The sequence below is a fragment of the Altererythrobacter sp. B11 genome (genome assembly GCF_003569745.1).
Classification (GTDB): domain Bacteria; phylum Pseudomonadota; class Alphaproteobacteria; order Sphingomonadales; family Sphingomonadaceae; genus Croceibacterium_C.
In genome coordinates, this window is record NZ_AP018498.1 from 3,696,938 (window position 1) to 3,716,006 (window position 19,069).

At 66.5% G+C, this 19,069-nt stretch carries 25 protein-coding genes; 7 read left to right on the plus strand and 18 right to left on the minus strand.

The window, feature by feature from the left end:
• Position 1: 1 nt before the first annotated feature.
• From AEB_RS17290 to hemF, 3 genes are all read right to left on the minus strand, one after another.
• Positions 2–1,903, minus strand: a complete 1,902-nt coding sequence (locus AEB_RS17290) for a M1 family metallopeptidase (RefSeq protein ID WP_119084237.1) — start codon at positions 1,901–1,903, stop codon at positions 2–4.
• 222 nt (positions 1,904–2,125) lie between these two features.
• Positions 2,126–2,554, minus strand: a complete 429-nt coding sequence (locus tag AEB_RS17295) for a GlcG/HbpS family heme-binding protein (protein WP_119084238.1) — start codon at positions 2,552–2,554, stop codon at positions 2,126–2,128.
• Positions 2,555–2,558: 4 nt separating this feature from the next.
• Positions 2,559–3,416, minus strand: a complete 858-nt coding sequence (gene hemF / locus AEB_RS17300) for an oxygen-dependent coproporphyrinogen oxidase (RefSeq protein WP_119084239.1) — start codon at positions 3,414–3,416, stop codon at positions 2,559–2,561.
• 77 nt (positions 3,417–3,493) lie between these two features.
• Here hemF and pdeM point away from each other — a divergent pair, with 77 nt between their 5' ends.
• The 3 genes from pdeM to AEB_RS17315 all read left to right on the plus strand — a co-directional run bounded on the left by pdeM (position 3,494) and on the right by AEB_RS17315 (position 5,515).
• A complete protein-coding gene (pdeM, locus tag AEB_RS17305) occupies positions 3,494–4,183 on the plus strand; it encodes a ligase-associated DNA damage response endonuclease PdeM (RefSeq protein WP_119084240.1) in 690 nt (229 codons plus the stop codon).
• A gap of 99 nt (positions 4,184–4,282) precedes the next feature.
• Positions 4,283–4,804 (plus strand): translation initiation factor IF-3, encoded by a 522-nt coding sequence (gene infC / locus AEB_RS17310; RefSeq protein WP_119084241.1) that lies wholly within the window; start codon positions 4,283–4,285, stop codon positions 4,802–4,804.
• A gap of 138 nt (positions 4,805–4,942) precedes the next feature.
• Positions 4,943–5,515, plus strand: coding sequence for a hypothetical protein (locus tag AEB_RS17315; protein ID WP_145985328.1), 573 nt, complete (start codon positions 4,943–4,945; stop codon positions 5,513–5,515).
• Between the two features lie 246 nt (positions 5,516–5,761).
• Here the strand turns inward: AEB_RS17315 and AEB_RS17320 are convergent, their stop codons facing one another.
• Complete coding sequence (locus AEB_RS17320) at positions 5,762–6,151, minus strand: VOC family protein (protein WP_231958811.1); 390 nt, start codon at positions 6,149–6,151, stop codon at positions 5,762–5,764.
• Between the two features lie 162 nt (positions 6,152–6,313).
• Here AEB_RS17320 and AEB_RS17325 point away from each other — a divergent pair, with 162 nt between their 5' ends.
• Both AEB_RS17325 and AEB_RS17330 read left to right on the plus strand, forming a co-directional pair.
• Positions 6,314–7,699: an SLC13 family permease gene (locus tag AEB_RS17325; RefSeq protein ID WP_119084742.1), complete on the plus strand. Its 1,386-nt coding sequence runs from the start codon at positions 6,314–6,316 to the stop codon at positions 7,697–7,699.
• A 237-nt stretch (positions 7,700–7,936) separates the two neighbouring features.
• Positions 7,937–9,259 (plus strand): cystathionine gamma-synthase family protein, encoded by a 1,323-nt coding sequence (locus AEB_RS17330; RefSeq protein WP_119084243.1) that lies wholly within the window; start codon positions 7,937–7,939, stop codon positions 9,257–9,259.
• 21 nt (positions 9,260–9,280) lie between these two features.
• Here the strand turns inward: AEB_RS17330 and AEB_RS17335 are convergent, their stop codons facing one another.
• Positions 9,281–9,814, minus strand: a complete 534-nt coding sequence (locus AEB_RS17335) for a J domain-containing protein (protein WP_119084244.1) — start codon at positions 9,812–9,814, stop codon at positions 9,281–9,283.
• 163 nt (positions 9,815–9,977) lie between these two features.
• Between AEB_RS17335 and AEB_RS17340 the strand changes: the two genes are divergently transcribed.
• On the plus strand, positions 9,978–10,175 hold the full coding sequence (locus AEB_RS17340; RefSeq protein ID WP_119084245.1) for a hypothetical protein: 198 nt from the start codon (positions 9,978–9,980) through the stop codon (positions 10,173–10,175).
• Between the two features lie 2 nt (positions 10,176–10,177).
• On the opposite strand, the gene pal is transcribed toward AEB_RS17340, so the two are convergent.
• The 13 genes from pal to hisB all read right to left on the minus strand — a co-directional run bounded on the left by pal (position 10,178) and on the right by hisB (position 18,452).
• Positions 10,178–10,693: a peptidoglycan-associated lipoprotein Pal gene (pal, locus tag AEB_RS17345; protein WP_119084246.1), complete on the minus strand. Its 516-nt coding sequence runs from the start codon at positions 10,691–10,693 to the stop codon at positions 10,178–10,180.
• Between the two features lie 65 nt (positions 10,694–10,758).
• On the minus strand, positions 10,759–12,159 hold the full coding sequence (gene tolB, locus AEB_RS17350) for a Tol-Pal system beta propeller repeat protein TolB (protein WP_119084247.1): 1,401 nt from the start codon (positions 12,157–12,159) through the stop codon (positions 10,759–10,761).
• On the minus strand, positions 12,159–13,019 hold the full coding sequence (locus AEB_RS17355; RefSeq protein ID WP_119084248.1) for an energy transducer TonB: 861 nt from the start codon (positions 13,017–13,019) through the stop codon (positions 12,159–12,161). The genes tolB and AEB_RS17355 overlap by 1 nt, the downstream gene beginning before the upstream one ends.
• 9 nt (positions 13,020–13,028) lie before the next feature.
• Entirely contained in the window at positions 13,029–13,472 is a 444-nt protein-coding gene (locus tag AEB_RS17360; protein WP_119084249.1) for an ExbD/TolR family protein, read from the minus strand.
• A complete protein-coding gene (gene tolQ / locus AEB_RS17365; protein ID WP_119084250.1) occupies positions 13,472–14,176 on the minus strand; it encodes a protein TolQ in 705 nt (234 codons plus the stop codon). The genes AEB_RS17360 and tolQ overlap by 1 nt, the downstream gene beginning before the upstream one ends.
• Positions 14,173–14,643 (minus strand): YbgC/FadM family acyl-CoA thioesterase, encoded by a 471-nt coding sequence (locus AEB_RS17370; RefSeq protein WP_119084251.1) that lies wholly within the window; start codon positions 14,641–14,643, stop codon positions 14,173–14,175. Before AEB_RS17370 ends, tolQ begins: the two co-directional genes overlap by 4 nt.
• Positions 14,644–14,706: 63 nt before the next feature.
• On the minus strand, positions 14,707–15,084 hold the full coding sequence (locus AEB_RS17375) for a histidine triad nucleotide-binding protein (protein WP_119084252.1): 378 nt from the start codon (positions 15,082–15,084) through the stop codon (positions 14,707–14,709).
• Complete coding sequence (locus AEB_RS17380) at positions 15,084–15,410, minus strand: phosphoribosyl-ATP diphosphatase (RefSeq protein WP_119084253.1); 327 nt, start codon at positions 15,408–15,410, stop codon at positions 15,084–15,086. Before AEB_RS17380 ends, AEB_RS17375 begins: the two co-directional genes overlap by 1 nt.
• Positions 15,411–15,474: 64 nt before the next feature.
• On the minus strand, positions 15,475–16,236 hold the full coding sequence (gene hisF / locus AEB_RS17385) for an imidazole glycerol phosphate synthase subunit HisF (protein WP_119084254.1): 762 nt from the start codon (positions 16,234–16,236) through the stop codon (positions 15,475–15,477).
• Positions 16,233–16,490, minus strand: coding sequence for a hypothetical protein (locus tag AEB_RS17390; RefSeq protein WP_119084255.1), 258 nt, complete (start codon positions 16,488–16,490; stop codon positions 16,233–16,235). Before AEB_RS17390 ends, hisF begins: the two co-directional genes overlap by 4 nt.
• Positions 16,490–17,218 carry a 1-(5-phosphoribosyl)-5-[(5-phosphoribosylamino)methylideneamino]imidazole-4-carboxamide isomerase gene (gene hisA, locus AEB_RS17395; RefSeq protein ID WP_119084743.1) on the minus strand — a complete coding sequence of 243 codons (729 nt, stop codon included), beginning with the start codon at positions 17,216–17,218 and terminating at the stop codon, positions 16,490–16,492. Before hisA ends, AEB_RS17390 begins: the two co-directional genes overlap by 1 nt.
• Positions 17,215–17,847 (minus strand): imidazole glycerol phosphate synthase subunit HisH, encoded by a 633-nt coding sequence (hisH, locus tag AEB_RS17400; RefSeq protein ID WP_119084256.1) that lies wholly within the window; start codon positions 17,845–17,847, stop codon positions 17,215–17,217. Before hisH ends, hisA begins: the two co-directional genes overlap by 4 nt.
• 11 nt (positions 17,848–17,858) lie before the next feature.
• Positions 17,859–18,452 carry an imidazoleglycerol-phosphate dehydratase HisB gene (gene hisB / locus AEB_RS17405; protein ID WP_119084257.1) on the minus strand — a complete coding sequence of 198 codons (594 nt, stop codon included), beginning with the start codon at positions 18,450–18,452 and terminating at the stop codon, positions 17,859–17,861.
• A gap of 85 nt (positions 18,453–18,537) precedes the next feature.
• Between hisB and AEB_RS17410 the strand changes: the two genes are divergently transcribed.
• Entirely contained in the window at positions 18,538–19,056 is a 519-nt protein-coding gene (locus AEB_RS17410) for an SspB family protein (RefSeq protein ID WP_119084258.1), read from the plus strand.
• Positions 19,057–19,069 lie beyond the last annotated feature (13 nt).

Below are 19,069 nucleotides of genomic sequence, written 5' to 3' on the forward strand. Positions count from 1 at the left end.
CTCAGCCGTCCCAGCCGACGACCTTGTCCACCGCGCCCTGCGTCACGGAGTGATAGGTGCTGCGCGTCTTGCCATAGATGCGCCGGGCGATCGGCTCGCCCCAGCTACCCTGCTCCATCAGTGCTTCGAACAGCGGGCGCACGAATTTGGTGCGGCCGACCGAGGCAAGGAAGCGCTCCGCTACGGGCACCGCCGGCTGATAGCGATTGGCCAGCGCCAGTTCGAGCCAGGCGAACAGGATCTCGTTATTACCTGATGCGGACAGGCCCAACGTTCGATCCAACTCGGCAAGTTCAGCAGTGGTGAGCTTCTTGGGCAGGCGCGAAAGGAAGCGCAGCCGCTCTGCCGTGGTCCATGCGCCCCAGGCTGCGGCGTCCAGCGTGCCATGCTGCGCATAAGCCTGCGCAGCCCCGTCCACGCCAGCAAAGGCGGCGGCTTCGGGGCGCGCGACATTGTCGGGCAGGCCGGGCTCATACACCCAGGCATCCAGCGCCAGCTTTTTCTCAAGCGCCGCATCGCCCTTCACCAGATTGGCATGCATATCCTCCAGCAGCAGGGCCGAAGTGGCCGGCTGGAAAGCGTGGCTGTCGAACCACTGGCGCAGCCAGGCGTCGAATTTCTCACGCCCCACGATGTGTTCCACCGTGCGCATGAAGGAAGCGCCCTTGTCATAGATGATGGCGGATTCGCCCGCGTCGGGGCCAGCTTCATCCGGCGGCAGGTGGAGCGCGGTGACCATGTTGTCGCTGCCCAGTTCGCCAATGGCATCCTCCATGCTGGCGAAGCTCAGCGCCGCCTCCTGCTCCGCACGCTTCCTGCCGTAGACCTTCTCCACGATGCGGTTTTCGAAATAGGAAGTGATGCCCTCGTTCAGCCAGCTGTCCGCCCAATTCGCATTGGTCACCAGATTGCCGGACCAGCTATGCGCCAGCTCATGCGCAACCAGCCCGGTCAGGCTCTTGTCGCCGGCCAGGAAGGTGGGCGTCAGGAAGGTCAGCGTGGGGTTTTCCATCCCGCCATAGGGGAAGGACGGCGGCAGCACGATCATGTCGTAACGGCCCCAGCGATAGGGGCCATAGAGTTCCTCCGCCGCTGCCACCATCGCTTCGGTGTCTTCCAGTTCCTTCGCCGCGCGATCGATCATCGCCGGTTCGGTCCACACGCCGGTCCGCGGGCCGAGCGCGCGAAACTCCAGATCGCCGGCGGCGATGGCGATCAGATAGGGTGCCACCGGTTTGTTCATGCGGAAGGAAAAGGCGCGGCGGCCCTCGCCCGCATCCGCGGGTTCGCCCACTCGCAGGCCGGACATCACCACCGTCAGCGGCTTGGGCGCCGTCACCCGCGCTTCCCAGCTCTGGCGAATGCCGGGGCTGTCCTGCGTGGGGATCCAGCTGCGGTTGAGGATCGGCTGGCCCTGGCTGAACAGATAGGGCAGCTTGCCGCCGGCGGTCTGCTGCGGCGCCAGCCATTGCAGCGCCTCGGCCCCGGGCGCGGAGGTGTAGGTCACGGCGATGCGGCGCGCGGCGCCCATCTTCACCGTCACCGGTTCGCCCTTGCCTTCCACCCGCTCGCCCACGGTGAAGGGCAGCGCATGGCCTTCACCATCGGTCACCTTGGCAATGCGCAGCCCGTCGCTGTCGAGCACGACAGTGTCCGCGTCAGGCTCGGCCAGAATATCCAGCGTGGCGGTGCCGCCCACCGTCTTGGCCTTGAAATCGAGCGCCAGATCGAGCGCGACATGGGTGACGCGGGCGACCTCCGGCTCGGCAAAGGTAGCCGGGTCCTTGGCATCCTCGCTGGTGAGGATGGGTGAGACGATCACCTCCTCATCCTCCATCAGCCCTTCTCCGCCGGGATTGCAGGCGGCGAGCAGAAGGAAGGCGGCGGACAGGGCGAAACGCATCGGGTTCTCCGGCGGGAAGGCGGGTGGTTGCAGCCGCAACCTTAAGCGGACCGGGGCGGCTTTGTCACCTGTGCGCCTGTGGCGGGGTAGCGCGCATCCTTCGACAAGCTCAGGATGAGCGGGGTTGAGGAGGGATCACGGAGCGGACTTCCAGCGCCCATTCCTCCCTCCGCTCATCCTGAGCCTGTCGAAGGATGCGCGCACACCACACCCCCAACAAGATCAGTTCAGCGGCTTCAACCCCACCGCCGCGATGCCCGCAAGCGCGCAGGCCTCGTCATTGTCGCTGGTGTCGCCGGTCACGCCGATGCCACCGATGATGGTGCCCTGTGCATCCACCACGATCACGCCGCCGGCCGCAGGCACCATGCCGCCGAAATCCATCGAATCGATCGAGGCGATGAAATGCGGGCGGTCGAGCGCCATCTCGCCAATCGTGCGGCTGGAAACGCCCAGCGCCAGCGCGCCGGCAGCCTTGCCCGCCGCCAGCCGCACGCGCAGGGTGGAGGAATTGTCCTGCCGCTGGCAGGCGATCAGATGGCCGCCCGGATCGAGCACCGTCGCCGTCAGCGGCTTGAGCCCCATCTCCGCCCCCTTGGCGAAGGCGGCTTCGATCATGGCGTTGGATTGCGCGAGAGTCAGGCGGTGCATCGGGTCAGCTCCATTTCACTTCGGGGGGCAGGCTCATCAGGATCGCGTCGATATTGCCTCCGGTGCGCAGGCCGAACAGCGTGCCCCGGTCATAGACGAGGTTGAATTCCACATAGCGGCCGCGCCATTCCAGCTGGGCCTGCTTATCCTCTGCCGTAAAGGCCATATCCATCCGCCGGCGGACGATCCGCGGGAAGGCGGCCAGGAAGGCCTCCCCCACATCGCGCGTAAAGGCGAAATTGCGCTCCCACGCGGTGTCGTCGGGGCATTCCAGATGGTCGTAGAAAATGCCGCCCACCCCGCGCGCCACATTGCGATGGGGGATGAAGAAATACTCGTCCGCCCATTTGCGGAAGCGTTCGTAATAGGTGGGGTTGTGCGCCGCGCAGGCCGCGCGGAAGGCGGCGTGGAATTCCTCCGTATCCTCCGCATAGGGAATCGGCGGGTTGAGATCGGCCCCGCCGCCGAACCACGCCTTGCCGGTGGTCAGGAAGCGCGTGTTCATATGCACGGCCGGCACATGGGGGTTGGCCATATGCGCCACCAGGCTGATGCCGGTGGCGGTGAAGCCGGGGCTCTCCTCGCTCGCGCCGTTGATGGTGGCGGCAAAGCCCGGGGCAAAGTCGCCGGAAACGGTGGAGACATTGACGCCCACCTTTTCGAACACCTTGCCCTTCATCACGCCGCGCACGCCGCCGCCGCCATGCGTTTCGTCCTCGGTCGAACGATCCCAGGGGATATAGTCGAACGCGGCGGAGGAGCCGGCTTCCCGCTCGATCGCCTCGAACTCGGCACAGATCCGGTCGCGCAGCGATTCGAACCATTCGCGCGCCCGCTCGCTATAAGGCTGCCAGTCGGTCATTCTTCTCCACCTTTGCCTGCCGGGGGCCGGGTTGCACGACCCTTGCCAAACCCGCCGCTCCGGGGCAAGGGAAGCCCATGGTTCCCCTTTCGTTCGCCGGCGAGGAATTCGCCCTCACCAGTCATAACGCGCTGTACTGGCCGCGCGAACGGGCGTTGCTGGTGGCGGACCTGCATCTGGAAAAGGCCAGCTTCTACGCCCGGTCCGGGCAGATGCTGCCGCCCTATGACAGCCGGGAGACGCTGGAACGGGTGGCGCTGGCGATTCGCGAAAGCGGCGCTCGCCGCGTGTTCACCCTGGGGGACAATTTCCACGATGCCGATGGCGCCGCCCGGCTGGAGCCGCATGCCGCGGGCATGCTGGCCGCGCTGACCCGCGTGGTGGACTGGGTGTGGATCACCGGCAACCATGACGTGAAGGGCGCCGCCACCGGGGGCGAGCGGGTGGAGGAGCTGGAGCTCGCCGGAATGGTGCTGCGGCACGAGGCGCGGCGCGGCGAAACCCGGCCCGAACTGTCCGGCCACTTCCATCCGCGCCTGCAATTGCGCGTGCGCGACCGGCCGATCCGCCGCCCCTGCGCCGTGCTGGCCACCGGCGGGAGCGGCCCCGGCCGGATGATCCTGCCGGCCTTCGGCGCGCTGACGGGGGGCATGAATGCGGCGGACCCGGCGATCCTGGCGGCGCTGCAGCCCGCCAGCGCGATCGACGCGGTGCTAGCGGCGCGCGGCCGGCTGGCCACCTTCCCCCTGTGGCGCGCCGCCGCGTAAATCCTGCAACCACTAGCGCGCGGGCGCGTTACGCATTAGATAGAGCCCCTGCAGAGGACAATTACAGGAGAAAGTCTTATACCCCGTCCACCCCGGCGCATGATGGCGCCCCCGGTCAAATCAGGACCGCGCTTCGATAACATGATCCAGTCCGACAAGGTTCGGGTCATTGACGAGAATGGCGAGAACCTTGGCGTAATGTACACCAGGGAAGCGATCGAACAGGCCAACGATGCGGGCCTCAATCTGGTCGAAGTCTCGCCCAATGCGGACCCGCCCGTCTGCAAGTTCCTGGATGTCGGCAAGTTTCGCTACGAAGCCCAGAAAAAGGCGAATGCCGCGCGCAAGACGCAGAAGACCCAGGACATCAAAGAGATCAAGATGCGCCCGAACATCGATGATCACGATTACGATGTGAAGATGCGCAACGTGAACAAGTTCATTGAGCATGGCGACAAGGTGAAGGTCACCCTGCGCTTTCGCGGCCGTGAAATGGCGCACCAGCATTTGGGCATGGACCTGCTCAAGCGGGTGCAGGAAGACGTGGCGGAAACCGCCAAGGTGGAAGCCTATCCGCGCCTCGAAGGGCGCCAGATGCTGATGGTGCTGGCCCCCAAGTAAGGCGGCCGGAAAGCCGGCGGGCGGATGGCGCACGGCGCCCCGCCCCCAGCTTCCTTCCATGGATGATCGAGCTTCGGCGGCCCCGCGGAACGCGGCGTGCCGCCGATGGTTCTTCTGGCGGGTCCAAGGAAGCATATGATGTCGCACACACGCACCGCAGTGGCGCTTGCCGCACTGTCCCTTTCGATCGCCGCCTGCCAGCAGGATGCCGATCCGGCGCCGGCCCCGGCCGGCGTGGAAGGCGCCGCGCAGCCCGCGCCCGTCCCATCACCCTCCCCTTCACCCGGCCCGATCGCAGGCGCCACGCCCGCCGCCGTCGCCTCCCTCACGCCGGAAGCGGAAAAGGGCGAGAAGGGCGCGCGCAATGTGCTGCTCGCCTGGGCGCGGGCGCTGGAAACCGGGGATTATGCCACCGCCTATGCGCAATATGGCGATAATGGCGCGCGCAGCGGGATGAGCGCGCAGGAATTCGCCGACAAATGGCGCCGCTTCAAGACGATCACCATCTCCGTCCCTGAAGGCCAGATGGAAGGCGCCGCCGGTTCCAGCTATTACAGCGTGCCCGCCACGGTGGTAGGCAAGCAGCAGGACGGCCATCCCTACCGGCTCGAAGGCGAAGTGGTGCTGCGCCGGGTCAACGACGTGCCGGGGGCCACGCCCGAGCAATTGCGCTGGCATCTGGAATCCAGCGACCTCCAGCCGGTGAACTGAACGCCCGCTCTCTCCAGCCGCGCGATCAGCGTCTCGAGCCCTACGCGGAGATCGATCCCCGCCTAGTCGTCATTCCCGCGCAGGCGGGAATCCAGCCAGCGCCGTGCCAATCAGACTTCGCGCCGATCCCTCCGCGCGGGACCCCCGCCTGCGCAGGGATGACGAATGGGGGCGGACCCCCGCACGGGCAGTTGCGCTGGCTCCTTGAATCCAGCCATCTCCAGCCCGTGAAGAGCCGGGCCTGTTTCAGTCCGCAGGCGGCTCCCACAATTCCACCGGATTGCCTTCCGCGTCCTGGATGCGGGCGAAGCGGCCGACCTCCGGGTGGTCCCATTCCGCGCGGGTTTCCACGGCCACCCCGGCACCTTGGAGCCGCGCGATCAGGGCATCCAGCCCCGCGACGCGCAGGTTGATCATCACCTGCCGGTCCGCCGCGAAATAATCGCTGCCCTGCGGGAAGATCGAATAGACGGTGTCCCCGCCCTCCGCCCGCCAGAACCACGCCCCGTCCGGCGCGGCCTCTCCGGCCGCAGTGACGGTGAAGCCCAGCGTGTCGCGATACCACGCCGCCAGCGCGGCCGGATCCTGCGCGCGCAGGAACACTCCGCCGATGCCCAGCACTCTGCCTTCATCCACGGCACGTCTCCTTGCCCTTGTCGGGCGAAAGGCTAGGATCGCGCCGGGAGAGAGTAAAGGGGGGGAGGCTTGACCGAAGCGGATCAGCCATCGGCGCGCGCTGCAGCCCAGGACGGCAAGGCCACCGCGAAGCGCATCGGCTTCTGGCTGGGCCTGTCCGCCATGGCCATCACCCTGCTGCTACCGCCGCCCCCGTCCATGCCCGGCGGGGCATGGGTGGTCGCCGGGCTGGTATGCTGGATGGCCGCCTGGTGGATGACAGAGGCGATCCCCCTCACGGCCACCGCCCTGCTTCCCTTCCTCGTCCTGCCGTTTGCGGGCGTGGGCACGCCCAACGATGTCGCTTCCGATTACTATTCCCCGATCCTGTTCCTGATTCTGGGCGGCGCCTTCCTGGCGCTGGCGATCGAGCGGACCGGGCTGCACAAGCGGCTGGCCGTGTTCGTGCTCGATCTGGTGGGCAGCAAGGGCGGGCCGCTGCAGGTGATGCTGGCCTTCATGGTTTCGGCGGCGGTGCTGTCCAACATCATTTCCAACACCTCCACCGCGCTCATCATGATGCCCATGGCCGCGGCCGTGCTGGCGGGCGGTGGAGCCGGGTCGGACCAGCGGCTGGGCCTGCCCGGCGCGCTGCCCATGGCAATCGCCTTCGCCGCTTCCATCGGCGGACTCGGCACGATCATCGGCAGCCCGACCAATGCCATCGGCGTCGCGCTGCTGCGCGAAACCGCCGGAGTGCAGGTCAGCTTCGCGCTGTGGAGCGCCTTCGGCCTGCCGATCGTGGTGCTGGGAATACCGCTGGCCGCGCTGATCATCGGCAAGGTGCAGCGGGTGGCCGATCACCCCTTCGACACGCAGGCGGCGCGCGCGGCCATTGCGCCGCATGGGCCATGGACCACGCCGGAACGGCGGCTGGTGCCGGTGATCGCACTTGCCTTCGTGCTGTGGATGGCGCGCCCGCTGCTTGAACCGCTGCTGCCGCCGGGCTCGCTCACCGACGGCACGATTGCCGTGTTCGCGGGGCTGGCCCTGTTCCTGCTTCCCGATGGCACCGGCCGGCGGCTGCTGAACTGGGAAGAGGCGAACCGGGCGCCATGGGGCGTGATCCTGATGTTCGGCGGGGGGCTGGCGCTGGCCGCGGCGATGAGCCGCAGCGGGCTGGACACATGGCTGGGGCAAGCGCTGCTCCCCCTGGCCGGCGTGCCGCTGGTGGTGGTGGCGCTGGCCGTGGTGGCGATGGTGGTGCTGATTACAGAATTCGCCAGCAATGTCGCCACCGCCAGCGGCGTGATGCCAGTGATCGCCAGCCTCACCGTGGCGCTGGGGGCGGACCCGCTGTTGCTGGGCGTGCCGGCGGCCATGGCGGCCAGCTGGGGCTTCATGCTGCCATCCGGCACCGGCCCGAATGCCATCGCCTGGGCCACCGGGCGGATCGATCTGCCGCGCATGGTCGGCGCGGGCGCGCTGCTCGACCTTGCCGGCGTCGTACTGATCGTCGGTTCGGCATGGGCAGTCTATGCGCTGATGGCGGCAATCGGGCTGGTGTAACCCTTTGGCACCGGAAGTGTCCGGGGCTTTCCTACTCGCCGTCGCTTGTGCCAGCCCGCACGCATGCTTCTGCCGCCTCGCAACCCTTTGGAAACCGCCGAAACGCCTGCTTTTTCGGAACTCCTCCGGGGGGCCGGGAATTTTGCCATGAACCCTGTTCCAGCGTGTTCCAAACCTTCCACTTTTGCGCGGGCTTTGCCCTCGCCAGTTGTTCGTCAAAAGGTTACACTCGCAACCATGTCTGATCAGAACGACCTTCCGCCGACGGATCCCACCACGCCCCGGCGCAAGCCGCGGCCCGAAGTGGCCCGGCTCGGCGGCCGCGAGTTGAAGCCGTCCACGCTGATGATGGGCTTCGGCTATGATCCCACCCTGTCGGAAGGCGCGCTGAAGCCGCCGATCTTCCTCACCAGCACCTTCGCCTTCGAAAGCGCTGCGGCAGGGAAGCGGCATTTCCAAAGCCTGACCGGCGGCGGCGGCGCGGAAGGGCTCGTCTATTCCCGCTTCAACGGCCCCAATCAGGAAATCCTCGAAGATCGCCTGGGCGTGTGGGACGGGGCGGAGGATGCGCTGGTGTTTTCCAGCGGTATGACGGCGATCTGCATCCTGCTGATGGCCTATTGCCGTTCGGGCGACGTGATCGTCCACTCCGGCCCGCTCTATGCCGCCAGCGAAGGCTTCGTAGCCAAGGTGCTGGGCAAGTTCGGCGTGACTTATGTCGATTTTCCCGCAGGTGCGACGCGCGAGGAACTGGACGCGGTGCTGGCGGAGGCGAAGGATCGCGCCGCGCAGCAGGGCGGCCGGGTGGCGATGATCTATCTGGAAAGTCCCGGCAATCCCACCAATGCGCTGGTGGATGTGGAAGCGGTGCGGGCCGCGCGCGATGCGGCGCTCGACCCCGCGCAGACGCCGATTGCGATCGACAACACCTTTCTCGGTCCGCTGTGGCAGCGCCCGCTGGACCAAGGGGCGGATATCGTCGTCTACTCACTGACGAAATATGTCGGCGGCCATTCGGACCTGGTGGCGGGCAGCGTGGCCGGCGCCAAGCGGTGGATGGACCCGGTGCGCAGCCTGCGCAACACCATGGGCGGCATCTGCGATCCCAACACCGCCTGGATGCTGCTGCGCAGCCTGGAAACGGTGGAGCTGCGGATGCAGCGCGCCACCGAAAACGCGGTGAAAGTGTGCGATTTCCTGAAGGATCACCCCAAGGTCAGCGGCGTCGGCTTCCTTAGCCTGCTGCCGGAAGGCACGCGGCAGAAGGATATTTATGATCGCCACTGCAGCGGGCCGGGCAGCACCTTCTCCCTCTTCATCGACGGCGGGGAGGCGGAGAGCTTCCGCTTCCTAGACAATCTGCGCATCGCCAAGCTGGCGGTGAGCCTGGGCGGCACGGAAACGCTTGCCAGCCATCCGGCGGGAATGACGCATCTTTCCGTCAGCCCGGAACGGCGCGCCCAGCTGGGGATCACTGATAATCTGGTGCGGATTTCCATCGGCATAGAGGACGCCGATGATCTGATCGCCGATTTCGCGCAGGCGCTGGAGGCGGTGTAAGCGGGGGCGCAGGCGGGGCGGCTAGCCGCTCCACTCCCGCCGTTCCTCGGCCTGGCGCAGCACTTCATAGGCCACGCTATAGGCCTGGAACTGGCGGGCCGCCTCGGCATCGCCGGGCTTCACATCGGGATGGACTTCCTTCGCCCGGTCCCGCCACGCCTTCTTGATCGCAGGGAAATCCGCATCGCTTTCCAGCCCCAGCACTTCCAGCGCACGCATTTCATCCGCACTTCGGCTGCCGTCGCCGCTGCCGGCCCAGCCGTAATGCGCCGCTTCGGCATAGCCGGCGTTCTCGCGCTGTTCGCTGCGGGCGCGGGCTTCCGCCTCCGCCTTCTCCAGCCCTTCGAAATAGTCCCACTTCTGATTGTATTCGGCGGCGTGGCGCTGGCAGAAATACCACCGCTCCGGGCTGTTCGGCGCCTTGGGCGCGGGGCAATCGCCCGGCTCTTCGCAGCCATGGCGATCGCACAGGCGCACCTTCGCCGCCTCGCGCGCGCTTTCATAACCACGCCAGCGGGGGAAGCCCCAGTCCATCGATCGGCGGGAACGGGACATCAGCGAAACCGGCTCAAGTGCATGCGCTCCATATAGCCGCTCGGGCCGCTCGCGAACAGGGGTAGCCGCTCGTCGGCGGGCATCATCCCTTCGTCCATGCTGCATTGCAATATCGGAAGGACTGACCATATGCGGCACCATCTCCCCGTTACGAAGCACAGACATGTCCCGGCAACTCGCCCTCTCTTCCGCCTTTTCGATCTTCGCGCTGGCCGCGCTGGCGCTGCTCGCCCCCGGCTCTGCCCATCCGTCCGATCTCTTCGCGGACGGCGAAATGCAGACGGGCGCGACGATCGAAATCGCCGCGCCCGCCTTTTCAGCAGCGCTGCCGGAATGGCCGGCGCTGCACCTTCTGCGCTGAAATCAGTTCAGAACGATCGTCACCGCGCGGCGGTTCTGCGCCCAGGCGGCTTCGTTGGAACCCAGCGCCACCGGGCGTTCCTTGCCGTAGCTGATCGTGGTCACCCGCGTAGCCGGCACGCCCAGGCTGACGAGATAGTTCTTCGCCGCATTGGCGCGGCGTTCACCCAGCGCAAGGTTGTAGTCGCGCGTGCCGCGCTCGTCGCAATGCCCTTCGATCGTGGCGCGGATGTTCGGATACTGCGACATATACTGCGCCTGCGCACGCAGGGCGGCCTGATCCTCGCTGTCGATATCGTATTTGTCGGTATCGAAGTAGATCACATCCTTGCCGGCCATGGCCTGCTTGAAATGGGTCTGCGAACCCGGGACCGGGCCGGTGGGCGCGGGCGTCGGCGCGGGTGCCGGCGTCGTTGCAGTCGGCTGCGGAGCCGGCGGCAGCGTTTCCGGAGCCTTCTTGGCGCAGGCCCCCAGGGCAAGCGCACTGGCGGCCGTCAGGGCTATAGCGATCTTCTGCATGCTTAGTCCTCCTCAAATCCTAAAATGACTTATAGCGAAAGCGGCCCATGGGGAAAGCAATGGTTTTACGGCAGAACCGGTCCCCAGGCCGGGTCCGATGCACCCACCGGCGTGGGCAGCTTGCGCAGATTCTCGCCGGTGAGATCCACCTGCCACAGGGAACCTTCCCCCGATCCTTTGGCAGTGCGGAAAAACTGAACGATGCGGCCGTTGGGCGACCAGGTCGGCGCCTCATCCTGCCAGCTGTTGGTGAGATAGCGCATGTTGCGCCCGGCCGGGGTCATCACTGCGATACGCAGATCGCCGGCAATATGCGTGAAGGCGATCAAGTCACCGCGCGGGCTCCACTCCGGCGTGGCCGAGCGGCCGCCGAAGAAGCTGATGCGCCGCTGGTTGGAGCCATCGGCGTTCATCACATAGATCTGCTGGCTGCCCGACCGATCGCTTTCGAACACGATCTGGCTGCCATCGGGCGAATAGGATCCGCCGATGTCGATGCCGGGGCTGTCGGTCAGCTTCTGGCTCTGCCCCCCGGTGGCCGGCACGCGATAGATGTCGGTATTGCCCGCGATTGCCATGGAATAGAGGATCCACTTGCCATCGGGCGACCAGCGCGGCGCGAAGGTGGGGTTGTTGCTCTGCGTCACCAGCGTCTGCTTGCCCGTGCCGATGTCGTAGATGTAGATGCGCGGGTTGCCGTTCAGATAGCTGAGATAGACGATCTTCGAATAGTCGGGGGAATACCGGGGGGTCAGCGCCGTCGCCTGCCCATTGGTGATGAAGCGGTGGTTTGCCCCGTCCGAATCCATAATGGCCAGGCGCTTGATGCGGTGATCCTTCGGCCCCGTCTCCGCGATATAGGCGATTTTGGAATCGAAGAACGGGCTTTCCCCGGACAGGCGCGAATAGACGAGGTCCGCGCATTTGTGCGCCGCCCGCCGCCATTCGTTCGGCTGCACCACCCAACCTTCGCGCACCAGCTGGTCCTGTAACTGCACGTCATAGAGATAGCAGCCCACCGTCAGCCGGCCGTCCTCGTTCGCGCGAACATAGCCCTGCACCAGCATCTCGGCCGAGCGGCCGCTCCACACGTTCCAAGCGGGCGCAGTGATCTGGTCATATGCCGGCTTGGGCAGCGCGTCCGGCCCCACGGGGCGGAACAGGCCATTGTTGCGCAGATCGTTGAAGATCACGCGGGCCAGTTCCATCCCGAGCGCGCGAGTGCCCTGCGAATTGGCTGGCGTGGGCTCGTCGCGACTGGTGGCGAAGGCGGGAATGGCGATGCCCAGATCCTGCCAGGCGTTCTCATCCGTGACAGTGAACGTAAAGCCTTCGTCCTGATCCGTTCCAGCAGCGGCCGGTTCCGCCGGAGCGGGTGTGACGACCGGCGGTGGTGTTGTGTTCTGTGCAGCGGCGGGCACAGCCACCAAACTCACTGAAAGGGCGAGGGCAAGGCGGGTGATCATCACAGATTCCTATCGAATTTCACATTCCGAGGACTCTTCCAGATGTTGTAGTATTCCTCGGGCAGGTTGAATGGTGCGGCCAGCTGGATCGCACGGATTGCGCGCTCGCAGTGCAGCGCTTTCTGCGGACTATTTGATGGCGTCTCACCCGTCTGCCTAACGCAGGTTGGGCGGCCTTTCAGACTTCCGTCGGGATTGAGATCCCAATTCAGATAGGTGACGAGCTTTTCTGTATCGACACCCTGCGGCGCCGACCAGTGCGGTTTGATTTGCCGGGCCATGGCAGCTTGAATGGATGCCGTAACTGCCGGCCCCGCCTCCTTTGCCGGGCTGCCGCGGTCCGACCCATCGCTGGCGCCCGCGCCGGACAGGAAATCCGATCCGATGCGGGTGCCGGTGGGGCGCGAACTGCGCGAGGGACTGGGCGCGGGCTTGGGGTCCGGCCGCGTCTGGCGCGGCGCGGCGCTGGGCTTGGGCTGTGGCTGGGATGGCCGTGGCTGAGCGGTGGGCCGCGGGGCCGGCCGGGAGCTGGCGGCGGCACGCGGCGCCGGCGGGGTCACGGGCTGCTCTGCCGGCCGCTCGACCCGCTCCGGCGCGGGCGGTGGCGGCGGAGCGACCGGCTCGGGCTCGGCCGAAAGCTCCGGGGCAACGGCCGCCTGCGGTGCTTCGGCGGGATCGGGCGCGGTGGAGCGGAGGCTCACCTCGCTCGCCAGGCTGACCTCCATCCGCTCGGGCACCGGGATCTGGTGCGGGGGCGACTTGTCGTAGAACACGAGCACCGCCACCAGCGCCACATGCGCGGCGGCGGCGATGCCGAGACCGATGCGTTCCTCTCGCGACAGGGAAGCGGAAGCTGCCATGACCTGCGGCTATGGAGCCTCGACTGAACCCTGGGTGACCAGGGAAATGCGGTTGCAGCCGGCGCGGTTCAGCTCGCCCATCACCGCCATGACGCGACCATAATCGAGCCCGCGGTCCGCCCGCAGAGTGATCAGCGGCCCTTGCGGCGCGCCGCAGGAGAAGCCCGAGACCACGGAGGGGAAAGCGCCGCCTTCGACCACCGCATCATCGACATAGATGAAGCCGGCCTGATCGATGGAGATGGTGATCTGGTCCTGTTCCTGCTCCAGCGCATTGGCGCGGCTGTCCGGCAGGTCCACGGGCACGCCGCTGGCCAGCATGGGCGCCGTCACCATGAAGATGATCAGCAGCACCAGCATCACGTCCACCAGCGGCGTGACGTTGATCTCCGCCATAGGCGTCCGCCGGCTCGAACGGCCGCGCCGACGCGAGGTGTGGAGACCCATCGCCATCAGGCGCGGTCCAACTCACGCCCGATCTGCGCGCTCACCTTGTCTGCGAAGCGCTGCAGGCGGGCCTGGAAACCATCCACCCGGTGGCTGAAGCGGTTGTAGGCGATCACCGCCGGGATGGCCGCGAACAGGCCGATGGCCGTGGCGAAAAGCGCCTCCGAAATACCGGGGGCAACCACGGCGAGAGAGCTGTTCTGCTGGCTGCCGATCTGAAAGAAGCTGTTCATGATGCCCCATACGGTGCCGAACAGGCCAACAAAGGGGGCGACGGCACCAGTGGTGGCGAGGAAGTTGAGTCGCTCCGCCAGCGCATCGCTTTCGACGGCAACCTGCCCTTCCATGGCCAGCGCCACCCGCTGCCGCGTGCCTTCGCGATCGCGCACGCCGCCCGCGGTGGATATCTTCAGCTCATCCAGGCCCGCCGCCGCGACGCGGGCGGACGGATTGGCCTGCCCCTTGCGGCCGCCCAGCATGGCTTCGGGATTTTCCGACTGCCAGAAATCTTCCTCGAACTCACGCGAGCGGCGCTTCACGCTGCCCATCTTCATCGAGAAGGAGACGACAATCGTCCACACCCAGATACTGGCGAGGACGAGGCCGGTGATGACCAGCTGCACGACGATGTCGGCATCGAGGAACAATTGCAGCGGGTCGAGCCGGGTCGGCGCCGAGGCGCCTGCTGCACTCATCATGTCTAGGATCATTCGGCGTCTTTCGCGTCGAGGAGGGGGGTGAAGGCTTCCCGCCAGGCGGCGGGCTGGCGACGCGGGCGTCCCTGCTGGCCGATGAAGCCGACCCTTATGTCAGCCTCCACCAGCAGATCCCGCGCCCGCTCCGTCGTTCTCACGGCCCTTTGCCGCAGGCTGACGCTGGCGGCGCGCAGTTCCGTGGCGCGGGTTTCGATCACTATAGCGTCATCGAGCTTCGCGGGGAGAGCAAATCGCATGGCGATGTCCACCACGGCGTAAGTGCCCTCTCCCGCCTCATGCGCAGCGCGCTGGTCTATGCCCAGCAGCCGCAGCATGTCGGAACGGGCTCGCTCGAACCACCGCAGATAATTGGCATGATAGACGATGCCCGACAGATCCGTGTCCTCGTAATAAACGCGCACCGGGAACAGGTGCAGCGGGCCATGGAACTGGCCGGAAGGCGGCTGGGGATCGGTTATCATCGCTGAACGCCGGATTAGCGACCCCGCGACTCGGGGAAAAGGGCCAATCGCGGCAGGCGGTTGCTAGGCGGCGATCATCCGACCCAGCGGCCGGCCGCCGAACAGGTGAACATGCAGATGCGCCACTTCCTGCCCGCCATGTGCGCCGACATTGGCGAGCAGACGATAGCCCGGCTCCACCAACCCCTGCTCCCGCGCGACATGGCCTACGGCCCGCACGAAGCCAGCGATCTCCTCCGCCGCTGCACGGGCGGAAAAATCGTCCCAGCTCACCCATTCGCCCTTGGGGATCACAAGAATGTGCACCGGGGCCTGCGGTGCGATGTCATGGAAGGCGAGCGCCCACTCATCCTCATACACTTTCTTGCACGGGATCTCCCCGCGCAGGATCTTGGCGAAGATATTCTCCCGGTCATACGGCAGTGCGGGATCGATCGGCATCAGGCTTCCCTCGCAGCTTTTTCTTCCAGGCCGGACAGGCCTTCGCGCCGGTCGAGCTCTGCCAGCACGTCGGCCAGCGGCACGTCGCGGGCGCCGAGCAGGACCATCAGGTGGAACAGCAGGTCCGCCGCTTCCCCGACCAGTTCCGCCTCGCTCCCCGTGAGGGCGGCGATCAGCGTCTCCGTCGCCTCTTCCCCCAGCTTGCGGGCAATCACCGGCAGGCCGCGCGCATTGAGCTGCGCGACATAGCTCTCCTGCGGCGAAGCGGAGGCCCGCTCCGCAATCCGGGCTTCCAATCGTGCAAGCGTTTCGTTCGGCGTTCCCATGCGCGCGGCATGGGCAAGCGGGCGGCGCCCGTCAAGCGGCAGCGATCCGTCAGGCGGGCGCCATTCAGGACCGGGCCGGCAGCCCTGCGGCGCGCAAGGCGGCGTGCGCCTCGGCTATGGAATGAGTGCCGAAATGAAAGATCGAGGCGGCCAGGACCGCGCTGGCATGGCCATGCGTCACGCCTTCCACCAGATGGTCCAGCGTGCCCACGCCGCCACTGGCGATCACCGGCACCGGCACTGCATCCGCAATCGCGCGGGTGAGGTCCAGATCATAGCCTTGCCGCGTACCGTCACCATCCATCGAGGTAACGAGCAGCTCGCCCGCACCAAGCTCGGCCAGCTTGGTCGCGTGCTCCAGCGCGTCCAGCCCCGTGGGCCGCCGGCCGCCATGGGTGAATATCTCCCATTTGCCCGCGCCCGTGCGGCGGGCATCGACCGAGGCGACGACGCACTGGCTGCCCATACGATCGGCGATTTCGGCCACCACTTCCGGCCGAGCAACGGCCGCGCTGTTGACCGCCACCTTGTCCGCGCCAGCCAGCAGCAGCGCCCGCGCATCCTCCACCGTCCGCACGCCGCCGCCGACGGTGAGCGGCATGAAGCACACCTCCGCCGTGCGCTGGACAATGTCGAGCAGGGTGCCGCGCCCTTCGTGGCTGGCGGAAATGTCGAGAAAGCACAGCTCGTCCGCGCCCGCAGCATCATAGGCTCGCGCCTGTTCGACGGGATCGCCGGCATCCTTGAGATCGACGAAGTTGACGCCCTTGACCACGCGGCCATCGGCAACGTCGAGGCAGGGGATCACGCGCACGCGGACGGTCATAATACCTCCAGCACGATGCCGAGGCAGCCCGCCTCCGGCCCGCACTCGCGCTCCTGCGTCAGGCCGTCCAGCATGATGGCGAGGCTGGCAAGCAGGCAGGCGCTCCACAGCGCGATCAGCAGCCAGTAGGTGCGCGGCGCACGATCGCGCCGGGCCACCACCGCGCCCAGCGTCGCCTGCCGCTGGTAAAGATCGCTCGCCACCACGAGCGCGAGCAGGGCGACGAAAACGGCCGAGACGAGCGCCACCGCCATCAGCCTCGCGCCGCGATCTGCAGCGCCGCCGCGAGATCAAGCCGTCCGTCATAGAGCGCGCGGCCGGTAATCACGCCCTCGATCCCGTCGGCAGCATGGAGCGCGAGCATGCGGATATCGTCGAGCCCCTTCACGCCGCCGCTGGCGATCACCGGCAGCTCCGTGGCGCGCGCCAGATCCACTGTCGCCTGCACATTGCAGCCCTTGAGCAGCCCGTCGCGCCCGATGTCGGTGAACAGCAGGCTGGCAACGCCGGCATCTTCAAAGCGGCGGGCCATGTCGACGATCGATACGTCCGACACTTCGGCCCAGCCTTCCGTCGCCACCATCCCGTCGCGCGCGTCCACGGCAACGACGATGCCGTTCTCCCAGGTGCGCGCCATGTCCCTGACGAATTGCGGATCCTTCAACGCGGCCGTGCCGATCACCACCCGCGCGACGCCCAGGTTGAACCAGCCCTCCACCGCCTCGGCCGTGCGAATGCCCCCGCCGAGTTGCACATAGCCAGGAAAGGCCTCGACAATGCGCTCCACCGCCTCGCGATTGCGGCTTTCGCCCGCGAAGGCGCCATCGAGATCGACGACATGCAGGTGCTGGGCCCCGGCTTCCGCAAACAGCAGCGCCTGCGCGGCGGGATCATCGCCATAGACCGTGGCACGATCCATATCGCCTTCGGCCAGCCGCACCACCTGGCCACCCTTAAGGTCAATGGCGGGGAAGACGATCATGCGGGATCCCATTCGAGGAAGCGGCTGAGGAAGGCCAGCCCGTAGCGCTGGCTCTTTTCAGGATGGAACTGGACGCCCATGATATTGTCCCGCGCCACCGCGGCAACGAGCCCGCCGCCGTGATCCGTCATCGCGGCAATGTCGTGGCCGTTTTCAGGCTGGAAGACATAGGAGTGGAGGAAATAGGCCTCGCCCCCTTCGATCAGACCGGCGCCGTCGGGATGCGCGGTGGGCTCTACGTCGTTCCAGCCCATATGCGGCACCTTGATCGCCGGATCGGTACGCTCGATCCGGTGAACCTCGCCCGCGATCCAGCCGAGCCCCGGCGTGCTGCCATGCTCCAGCCCGCGCGTGGCGAGCAATTGCATTCCCACGCAGATGCCGAGGAACGGCACGCCGTGCTGCAGCACCCGCTCCTCCAGCGCCTCCACCAAGCCGGGAATGCCCTTCAATCCCTGCGCACAGGCCCGGAAGGAGCCGACACCCGGCAGCACGATCCGCCGCGCGCCGCGCACCAGTTCGGGATCGGCCGTCACCGTCACCTGCCTGGCGCCGGCGGCCTGCAGCGCATTCAGCACCGAATGGAGGTTTCCCGCACCATAATCGATGAGAGCGATGGCTTCAGACATGGCGCGGCGCCTCAGCCACCCAATTGCCCCTTGGTGCTCGGCACCGCCTCACCCTTGCGCGGATCGAGTTCCACCGCGCTGCGCATGGCACGGGCGAAGCCCTTGAAGATCGCCTCGCACACATGATGGTTGTTCTGCCCATAGAGCAGTTCGATATGCAGCGTGATCCCGGCAGCCTGCGCGATCGAATGGAACCAGTGTTCCACCAGTTCCGTATCGAGTTCGCCCAGCTTTTCCTGGGTGAAGCGTGCCTTCCATACCAGGAACGGCCGACCCGAAATGTCCAGCGCCACGCGGGCCAGCGTTTCGTCCATCGGCGAATAGGCCTGGCCATAACGGCCGATGCCGGCCTTGCTGCCGAGCGCCTCCGAGATGGCCTGCCCCAGCGCAATAGCACTGTCTTCCGCGGTGTGATGCTGGTCCACATGCAGATCGCCATCCACCTTCAGCGTGACGTCGATCAGCGAGTGGCGCGAGAACTGCTCGATCATGTGATCGAGGAAGCCGATCCCCGTGCTGACGCTATAGGCGCCTGTGCCATCGAGATCGACCTCGACGAGGATGTCGGTTTCCGCGGTCTTTCGAGCTATCCGGCCGGTACGCATGGGGCACGCGCTATACGCCCGGAGGCATGTTTCGCAAGCATTCCTGCTTGACCGGGCGCGCGCGCATCTTCACCTATCGCCGCATATGAGCGACGATACGCCTGACAGCCTGATCCCTTATGACGAAATCGTGCAGGAGGCCCTGCGCGCTGTCGTCGGCCGTGTGCTCGGTTCGGTCCAGGATGCCGGCGGCGTTCTGCCCGGCAACCACCATTTCTACGTCACCTTCAAGACGGGCGCGCCAGGGGTCAACATCCCCAAGAATCTGCGTGAGCGCTTTCCGGACGAGATGACGATCGTGTTGCAGAACAAGTTCTGGGATCTGAAAGTCACCGACCGCGGCTTCACCGTGGGGCTCAGCTTCAATCAGCTGCCCGCCAAGCTGGAGATCCCTTTCTCGGCAATCACCGCCTTTGTCGATCCGGCGGTGGATTTCGGGTTGCAGTTCCAGGCGGCCGTGCCCGATGTGGAACCCACCGCGCATGACGCGGCGGAGAACGACGGCTCAGGCGCGGGTGCTGCGGAACAGGGTGGAGAGAAGCCCGTTGCTTCCGGGGAAGACGGTTCCAATGTCGTCACGGTCGATTTCGGCCGCAAGAAGTAATCTCCCGCCGCCG

Excerpts from the sequence above, each read along its gene's own strand:
- AEB_RS17290 (WP_119084237.1), bottom strand. The coding sequence starts at position 1,903 with ATGCGTTTCGCCCTGTCCGCCGCCTTCCTTCTGCTCGCCGCCTGCAAT.
- AEB_RS17295 (WP_119084238.1), bottom strand. The coding sequence starts at position 2,554 with ATGCACCGCCTGACTCTCGCGCAATCCAACGCCATGATCGAAGCCGCC.
- hemF (WP_119084239.1), bottom strand. The coding sequence starts at position 3,416 with ATGACCGACTGGCAGCCTTATAGCGAGCGGGCGCGCGAATGGTTCGAA.
- pdeM (WP_119084240.1), top strand. The coding sequence starts at position 3,494 with ATGGTTCCCCTTTCGTTCGCCGGCGAGGAATTCGCCCTCACCAGTCAT.
- infC (WP_119084241.1), top strand. The coding sequence starts at position 4,283 with ATGATGGCGCCCCCGGTCAAATCAGGACCGCGCTTCGATAACATGATC.
- AEB_RS17315 (WP_145985328.1), top strand. The coding sequence starts at position 4,943 with ATGTCGCACACACGCACCGCAGTGGCGCTTGCCGCACTGTCCCTTTCG.
- AEB_RS17325 (WP_119084742.1), top strand. The coding sequence starts at position 6,314 with ATGGCCATCACCCTGCTGCTACCGCCGCCCCCGTCCATGCCCGGCGGG.
- AEB_RS17330 (WP_119084243.1), top strand. The coding sequence starts at position 7,937 with ATGTCTGATCAGAACGACCTTCCGCCGACGGATCCCACCACGCCCCGG.
- AEB_RS17335 (WP_119084244.1), bottom strand. The coding sequence starts at position 9,814 with ATGTCCCGTTCCCGCCGATCGATGGACTGGGGCTTCCCCCGCTGGCGT.
- AEB_RS17340 (WP_119084245.1), top strand. The coding sequence starts at position 9,978 with ATGTCCCGGCAACTCGCCCTCTCTTCCGCCTTTTCGATCTTCGCGCTG.
- pal (WP_119084246.1), bottom strand. The coding sequence starts at position 10,693 with ATGCAGAAGATCGCTATAGCCCTGACGGCCGCCAGTGCGCTTGCCCTG.
- tolB (WP_119084247.1), bottom strand. The coding sequence starts at position 12,159 with ATGATCACCCGCCTTGCCCTCGCCCTTTCAGTGAGTTTGGTGGCTGTG.
- AEB_RS17355 (WP_119084248.1), bottom strand. The coding sequence starts at position 13,019 with ATGGCAGCTTCCGCTTCCCTGTCGCGAGAGGAACGCATCGGTCTCGGC.
- AEB_RS17360 (WP_119084249.1), bottom strand. The coding sequence starts at position 13,472 with ATGGCGATGGGTCTCCACACCTCGCGTCGGCGCGGCCGTTCGAGCCGG.
- tolQ (WP_119084250.1), bottom strand. The coding sequence starts at position 14,176 with ATGATCCTAGACATGATGAGTGCAGCAGGCGCCTCGGCGCCGACCCGG.
- AEB_RS17370 (WP_119084251.1), bottom strand. The coding sequence starts at position 14,643 with ATGATAACCGATCCCCAGCCGCCTTCCGGCCAGTTCCATGGCCCGCTG.
- AEB_RS17375 (WP_119084252.1), bottom strand. The coding sequence starts at position 15,084 with ATGCCGATCGATCCCGCACTGCCGTATGACCGGGAGAATATCTTCGCC.
- AEB_RS17380 (WP_119084253.1), bottom strand. The coding sequence starts at position 15,410 with ATGGGAACGCCGAACGAAACGCTTGCACGATTGGAAGCCCGGATTGCG.
- hisF (WP_119084254.1), bottom strand. The coding sequence starts at position 16,236 with ATGACCGTCCGCGTGCGCGTGATCCCCTGCCTCGACGTTGCCGATGGC.
- AEB_RS17390 (WP_119084255.1), bottom strand. The coding sequence starts at position 16,490 with ATGGCGGTGGCGCTCGTCTCGGCCGTTTTCGTCGCCCTGCTCGCGCTC.
- hisA (WP_119084743.1), bottom strand. The coding sequence starts at position 17,218 with ATGATCGTCTTCCCCGCCATTGACCTTAAGGGTGGCCAGGTGGTGCGG.
- hisH (WP_119084256.1), bottom strand. The coding sequence starts at position 17,847 with ATGTCTGAAGCCATCGCTCTCATCGATTATGGTGCGGGAAACCTCCAT.
- hisB (WP_119084257.1), bottom strand. The coding sequence starts at position 18,452 with ATGCGTACCGGCCGGATAGCTCGAAAGACCGCGGAAACCGACATCCTC.
- AEB_RS17410 (WP_119084258.1), top strand. The coding sequence starts at position 18,538 with ATGAGCGACGATACGCCTGACAGCCTGATCCCTTATGACGAAATCGTG.